This window comes from Bradyrhizobium sp., assembly GCF_035273305.1.
In the GTDB taxonomy this organism is placed as follows: domain Bacteria; phylum Pseudomonadota; class Alphaproteobacteria; order Rhizobiales; family Xanthobacteraceae; genus Bradyrhizobium.
Genome location: NZ_DATEPI010000163.1, coordinates 1 through 6,813, shown reverse-complemented (window position 1 = coordinate 6,813; position 6,813 = coordinate 1). Strand labels below are relative to the sequence as shown.

Below are 6,813 nucleotides of genomic sequence, written 5' to 3'. Positions count from 1 at the left end.
CATCACCGACAACTTTGCCTACAAGTTCACCACGCCAGATGGCGTGATCGTGTTCTCGAGCGACACCGAATATAATCCGAAGCTCGCGGAGTTTGCCAAGGGAGCTGACGTGTTGGTGCACGAGGCCCTTTACGCGCCCTTTGTCGACAAGCTCGTCGCGCGCGTGAAGAATGGCGCCACACTCGGCAAGCATTTGCTGGCGAGCCACACGACCGCGCAGGATGTCGGGAAGATTGCCGCCGCGGCCGGCGTGAAGCTGTTGGTACTCAGTCATCTCGTGCCCGGCGATATCGAAGTAACCGACGACCAATGGATCGCCGCCGTTCGGGAAAACTATGCGGGCAGGGTCAGCGTGGCAAAGGACCTCATGGAATTGCAGCTTCCGGTCTGAGCCAAATGGAAAGCGGGATCTCCGCCCGCCCGCGCCACGCCGCAAAACCAGAGCCGCACAGCGGCCCTTCGTACAAGAGCCATTCAGCGGGCGGCGCAAGCACCGGCCAAAGGCTTCGACGAACGTTGTTTGGCAGCGATCGTTCCAACGTCTCGGTCCGGTTTCAAATAAATTAGATCAACCAAGGCGAGCGAACTTAGTTGACACCTATGGCCCCAGAGAGATTTCGGGCCATAATTGCTAGATGGCGCAATATGTTGATGAGGCCTTCGTCGTGATGCTTGATGTACGTGCCGCCGATGGCTCAACCCAACGGCGTGAGTATGTGGTCGGTTGCTCGACCAGAGAGGAGGCGGAAGCAAGAATCAAAACCTTTTTCCCGCCTGAAGCGGACGTCAGAGTTTTCGCCTCACGTTTGACCGGCCGCGAAACAGCGGCTCTCAAGTTATTGCCAAACGAGATAAGGCGCTGGCCCTGATACTCGTACATCGCTCCTGAATCCCAGATTGGCAATACGGGCTCGGACTACGAAAAAGACCACCTCCGAAGGGCGACCCTGTCTTCAACGCTGATTGCGTCAAACGAGACGAAGAGCGCGTTGCTCTTTACGCCGATAAGCCATGAAGCCGATGCCAGCGAAGCCGAGGATCATCATGGCCCAAGTGGAGGGCTCCGGGACGGCCGATGCTAAGCCGGAGGACAAGCTCACGTTGTCCAGAATATTTCCGATGTTGCCGCCGGCAAGATCGGCAAACGACAGGCTGCCCGCGATGGTCGTCGTAAATGAAAACAAGAATTGTTGAAGTGGGTCGTTCGAAGCCAACGTCAGTGTGCGGCTGAAAGAACCGAGTGAAATCACCGTGCTTTTGGAACCGTCGCCGCGCGCGTTGCCGCCTAGATCGAAGGCAAGACTATAATCTCCCGCTGCAAAGGTAACCTGGCTGCGGAGGGTTCCTGCAGCCCCCGTCGAACCATGAAGGTCCACGAAGCCGCCGTTACCCGGATAGAAGTCAAAAGATGTCCCCGTTGGGGTCTCGCCAATCAAATCCACGCTGCCCGATGTGACTGTCCAAATTGCCGCTGGAGGCACCCAATTGAGCTGCTGAGGATATGTATTGAATGTCTCGTTCAAGAGCACAGCCGCATTGGCCGTGGATGCGCCAATTCCGAAAGCCAGCGGCAATACGAGAGCGAGCGACTTCGTTTTCATTGCAAACTACCTATCAATGTGGCTCACGCGAATTTAAAATTTTCCATTCCTAGCGTTCATCGAATCTTGCCCGGAAATGGCTAAGCTCAACCGTGGCCAGCAACTGATCACTCAGCGCAACGAGCCGCCTCATACTGACTCGATGTTCGTTAGTAAAGATCGCACGGCTTTCGAGCCGTCTGATAGCCGTCCTGCGGACAGCGGTCGAAGTATTCCTTGCGAATGTTGAAGGCGCCTCGACCTAAGCCCTATTTCAAATTTCACCCACAACTGAACGAGCCGCGGTCGAACCTAGCCGGGTGGCGACTTTTGCTGCCTCAACTCTATTCAGCAAAGCCTGGCCTGCTCACCAAGGACCGGGTCCATAATAATCATAATACCCGGGTGCATACCCGCCGTATCCCGGCACAGCATAGGCGCCGCAGTTGTAGTACTCCCCGTACCCGGGTTCAGGGCAACGATAATAGCTGGTCCCATACCCGCCGTAGTAGGGGGGCGCCCAGGCATATGCGGACGATGCTACACCTCCGATCACGGCTCCCGCGATCAATCCGCCAGCGAGAGCAGGGCCAAATCCGCCATGCCAACCGCCTCTTGCGAACCCACCGTGGAAACCGCCATGAAAGCCACCACCGCTGAACCCGCCACGCGCAGAGGCGCCGGTCGGCGGCGTCGCTATAGCTGCAGCAGCAACGATTGCGATCAACGCTTTTCGAAACATGAGACCTCCTCCCTTCGTTCAGGAGCGCTTCAAGCCTAAACGCCAAAAAGTCTCTTTGGTTGCCCGAGCTACTCCTACAGAGCCGCGCCGGTTAGCCCGGCGCCATGGCCCGATTGAACGGCCCGGGACGGCCGCAAATACGGACTTGCCAGCGGGCGGTCATAGAGTCGTTGGGAGGCAATTCACCTGCTGTCCATACTCAGCGCCGACACGGCGCCCTGGAAGCTAGGAATCAGCGAGGTCGATGACGGCATGTGGCTCGTCAGCTTCATGCATTTTGATTTGGGATACTTCGAACTGGAGCAGAAAACCTTGCAACCTCGACAACCCGTTCGGCACGACGTTGTCACCCATGTCTTAGGTACGATCTGTTACCGATGTGTCCGGGCGGACACTTATGTTTTGGTGAGCGCGGAGGGACTCGAACCCTCGACCCCATGATTAAAAGTCACGTGCTCTACCACCTGAGCTACGCGCTCACTTGCCGCGCTGTGTAGGAGCCAGCTAGGTGGCGGTCAATAGCTTGGGCAGCCTGAGAACAGGAACGGGAGAACGGGGATAAACCAGTTGATCCCGCCAGTTAGCGCGAATTCCTCAAGCCGGGGCTTGGCCGAAGGCATTTCCCGGATCAACTTGCCTCGGGGTGAATCTCCGAGGCCACAGGCTGCGACGAGCCAATTACCGTCGGCAGAGCCACTGGACGCAGGCCGATCAGCTCCGCGGTCCTTATGCCGGTATTCCGCCAGAATTCGAACGAGTTGAGCCGTGAGTTCTCGAGAATTGCGATCGCAACCGCTGAAAGGAATGGCAGGCTTTCCAGTACCAGCACGGCTGCGAACACGTAGATTTCCCGGACCTGCTTAAAACTGTTGGTGGCCACGAGAACCGCGGCGCCCACCAGCAGCAGCACGCCGATCACCGCTTCCCAGAAAGCCTGGAACTCGATCGACATCCGCGACAAGCCGCCTTTCGAAGTACGGGCAAACGCGAGATGTTCGGTGATCAGGCCGTTTGCGACCGCGCGCGACACGGTCCATTGAACGGACATCGCCGCAATCATGGCGCCCAGCATTTGCCCCCACTTCACGGGCACACGCAGGCGATACAGCACCGCGAAGTGGAGAAGCGAGACCACAAAGGCGGCGATGATCGGCAGCGTCAGTATCTTGTCGGGAATGGCGATATCCGCGAAGGCGACGATGGGTACCCATATCAGGTTTAGAATCGCCACGAGTACGCCGAGACTTTCGGCGCCGAGCCAGTTCAGCCAGCCCAGTGCGAACTCGCGCCGCTGATCAGGCGTGAGCCGGCTCGCGCCCGGCAGAAAACGCCGCCAGTGCTTCTTGACGATTTGGAATCCCCCATAAGCCCAGCGATGACGCTGCTTTTTGAAGGCCTCGTAGGTGTCGGGCAAAAGGCCGTGGCCATAACGGCGATTGGTGTAATGCGTCACCCAGCCATGCTCGATGATCGCAAGCCCCAAATCGGTATCTTCGCAAATGGTATCGCGCGACCAACCGCCGACCATATCCATGGCTGCGCGGCGGAGCAGGCACATGGTGCCGTGAACGATGATCGCATTGGCCTCGTTGCGCTGAACCATGCCGATGTCGAAGAATCCAGCATACTCGCCGTTCATGAGGTAATGCATCAGCGAACGGCCGCCGTCGCGATGATCCTGGGGCGCCTGTACCAAGCCAACGCGGGGATCGGCGAAAACCGGTACTAGATCCTTCAGCCAATCCGGCTCGACGACATAGTCGGCGTCGATGATGCCGATGATCTCGGCATCGGCTGCAGTCCGCTCCATCGCGATGCGCAATGCGCCCGCCTTGAAGCCCTCGACCTTTTCCGCGTTGATGAATTTGAAACGTTCACCCAGCGCGCGACAGTGATCTTGAATGGGCTGCCAGAACGTTGGGTCGGGCGTGTTGTTGATGATCACCACGCATTCGAAGTTCGGGTAATCAAGGCGCGCAACTGCATCGAGTGTCTGTTTGAGCATTTCCGGCGGCTCGGCATATGCCGGCACATGGATCGAAACCTTTGGAACGGCGGCTTGCCCGGCTGGAGCCACCGCCGCGAGCAGCAGGCGACGCGGCGCGTGGCCGAAAGCAATGGCGGCGACTTCCTCGATCCGCGCCATCGCGATCAGCACCAGGGGCACCAACAGGATCAACCCCAGCGTCAGTGCAAACGCTGAGCCGAAGACAAAGTAGTGGCCGGCCCAATAAGCAAACACGGTTGCCACCCACGCCCCGACCGCATTCGCCGCCGACGACAACAGCAGCGCCTGCATGGGGGTAGCGAGGGACAGTCGGAGGATCGGCAACGACATCAGAATGCCAACGAGCACCGCGATCGTTGCGAGTTTCCAGTAGTCGGGGTTTACGATTGGGCCTGTCCAGGAGAATTTTGGCTCGCGTGCGGCGTTCAGGATGCCCCAATAGGGACCAACGCCGCCTTCAAAGAACTTCCACGGCTGATCGATTGCTTCAACGATGTTGTATTCCATGCCGATCGCTTCGGCTCGCGTAACGAAACCGCGCAGCACAGCAGCCTGTTCGAACGGACCTGGCTCGGCATTCCTCAAATTGTAGCCGGCGCTGGGCCAGCCGAATTCGGCGATCACAATCCGCTTGCCGGGGAACTGGTTTCGCAGCAGCTGATACATCGAGACCGCCTGATCGACAGCCTGCTTGTCCGTAAAGTTTTCCCAATACGGCAAAACGTGCGCTGCTATGAAGTCCACGGAGTAGCCGAGCTGCGGATTGTCGCGCCAGATGTTCCAGATTTCGCCTGTCGTGACGGGGACATTGACCGACTTCTTGACCCGCTTGATCAGTTCGATGAGGTCGTCCACCTTTTGCTCGCCGCGATAGACGGTCTCGTTACCAACGACCACCCCGATCACGTTGCTGTTGCGCCTCGCCAGGTTGATCGCGGCGTCGATCTCGCGCTCGTTTCGCTCGGCGTTCTTGTCGATCCACGCCCCCACCGTGACCTTAAGGCCGAACTCGGCTGCGATCGGCGGCACCAATTCGACGCCGCCCGTGGACGAGTAAAGACGGATCGCGCGCGTCAGCGGCGCAAGCTTTTTCATATCGGCGCGGATTTTTTCGGCGCTTGGAAGGTTATCGACGTCCGGATGGCCCGTTCCTTCGAACGGCGCATAGGAGACGCTAGGCAGGACCCCGGTAAAGTCGGGCGCTTGCTGCTTGTCGCGAAGCGCCCCCCACATACCGGCGTGAATGGCGGTCACAAACAGCACAACAGCGACGACGGCGCGCATCGCAACTAAACCATACGGGGCCAAAGTGGCAGGGACACGGATCCGTCCCCGAGATCCGACCGAGTCAGCGGCAAATTCAACATAGCTCTGCCACGCGATTTAACAACTCTTATGACGCCGTGGCGTTTTGAGGGCGCAAGCGCCGATCTTCGAGAACAGCCGCTTGCGCGCTTGCAACGCCTATTTCGACGGGGCCGGAGCAGCGGCTGGTGCTGGGGCCTGTCCGGCTGCGGCCGGGGCGGCGCTTCCGGTCGAGGCTGCGGGCGCAGCAGCCGCAGCCTGGGGTTGGACGGCCGGATTGATCCAGCAGGCGTGAACACGGCTGTTCAACGTTTCGGCCACCTTCGGATCAATCTGGCCGCCAAACCGGGTCAGGCACCGAAAGGTCGCCTGAACGTGACCGCCCGGACAGCCGAACCGGTCGTACAAATCAAGATGCCGAAGCGCGGTATCGATATCGTCCAGCCACATCAGACGCACCACACGCCGGCCGAACCAGACGCATTCCGGGTTTCCGGCTGGACCGTTGATGGCTTGGGCTGCTTCAGCGAACTCGTCGGTCTTGCGCTGGTTGTCCTTGGTCGCTTCCGCCGACTGCGCCGCACTGGCCGCGGCCGCTTTGCCGGACTGGTCCTGGGCCCTGCTATCGCCACTCTGGGCTGACGCAGCCGCCATACCGATCAGCAGTGAGAGCCCGGAAGCGGCGAAGTGGCGCAAAAACGCATTTTGAAGCTTAAGCACCCTTCGACGCATAAAGTCCCCGACTGGCTCTGGGCCCATTCATAAACTCGTTGATGCCGTCCAAATAGGTCCCCAATGCGGCGGAGGCACCTGGTCGAATCCCATGACGGACATTTAGGTTTTTGTCCAGCAAACTCACAACTTTATCGCGTCGTGGTAAAGCCGCCAGAAGCAAACGAAAACGATTGCGCCTATCCTGCTCTTGGCAGATGCGCGGGGACAAGCTAATCGACGATCCCAGCCCGAAGGATGGAACCGATTTCTTTTCGTACGCCGCTGGCGCTTCTCCTCATTTCGCTCAGTGCGATTGCCGCGGTGTGGTGGTGGCTGGCCATGCCGATCACGCTTGCGCGTGCCCCGATCGATCCTAAAGCCAAGCTGATGTGTGTGTCCTATGCACCCTTCCGGGGCGCTCAGACGCCGCTGTCGCCGACAACGCATGTCAGCGCGGAGGAGAT

4 protein-coding genes, 1 tRNA gene and 4 pseudogenes are annotated in these 6,813 nt (G+C 59.1%); 4 read left to right on the top strand and 5 right to left on the bottom strand.

The genetic code is table 11. From position 1 onward, the window contains the following. Both VJV58_RS11415 and VJV58_RS11410 read left to right on the top strand, forming a co-directional pair. Positions 1–391: pseudogene (locus VJV58_RS11415) on the top strand (MBL fold metallo-hydrolase); the annotation flags it as partial. Positions 392–635: 244 nt separating this feature from the next. Continuing rightward, the gene (locus VJV58_RS11410) at positions 636–869 is read left to right on the top strand and encodes a hypothetical protein (protein WP_324137449.1); all 234 of its coding nucleotides are present in this window, start codon (positions 636–638) and stop codon (positions 867–869) included. A 99-nt stretch (positions 870–968) separates the two neighbouring features. Here VJV58_RS11410 and VJV58_RS22400 read toward each other — a convergent pair. Both VJV58_RS22400 and VJV58_RS11400 read right to left on the bottom strand, forming a co-directional pair. Beyond that, positions 969–1,079 (bottom strand): annotated as a pseudogene (locus tag VJV58_RS22400) (PEPxxWA-CTERM sorting domain-containing protein); the annotation flags it as partial. Between the two features lie 868 nt (positions 1,080–1,947). Beyond that, a complete protein-coding gene (locus VJV58_RS11400) occupies positions 1,948–2,322 on the bottom strand; it encodes a hypothetical protein (protein ID WP_324137447.1) in 375 nt (124 codons plus the stop codon). Positions 2,323–2,535: 213 nt separating this feature from the next. Here VJV58_RS11400 and VJV58_RS22395 point away from each other — a divergent pair. Continuing rightward, a pseudogene (locus tag VJV58_RS22395) lies at positions 2,536–2,683 on the top strand (IS481 family transposase); the annotation flags it as partial. 42 nt (positions 2,684–2,725) lie between these two features. Here VJV58_RS22395 and VJV58_RS11395 read toward each other — a convergent pair. The 3 genes from VJV58_RS11395 to VJV58_RS11385 form a co-directional block, all read right to left on the bottom strand. After that, a tRNA-Lys gene (locus VJV58_RS11395) sits at positions 2,726–2,801 on the bottom strand. 149 nt (positions 2,802–2,950) lie between these two features. Next, positions 2,951–5,614 (bottom strand): glycosyltransferase, encoded by a 2,664-nt coding sequence (locus tag VJV58_RS11390; protein WP_324137445.1) that lies wholly within the window; start codon positions 5,612–5,614, stop codon positions 2,951–2,953. Between the two features lie 180 nt (positions 5,615–5,794). Further along, positions 5,795–6,367, bottom strand: coding sequence for a beta-1-3, beta-1-6-glucan biosynthesis protein (locus VJV58_RS11385; RefSeq protein WP_324137451.1), 573 nt, complete (start codon positions 6,365–6,367; stop codon positions 5,795–5,797). A 237-nt stretch (positions 6,368–6,604) separates the two neighbouring features. On the opposite strand from VJV58_RS11385, the pseudogene VJV58_RS11380 reads away from it, so the two are divergent. Beyond that, a pseudogene (locus tag VJV58_RS11380) lies at positions 6,605–6,813 on the top strand (beta-(1-6) glucans synthase); the annotation flags it as partial.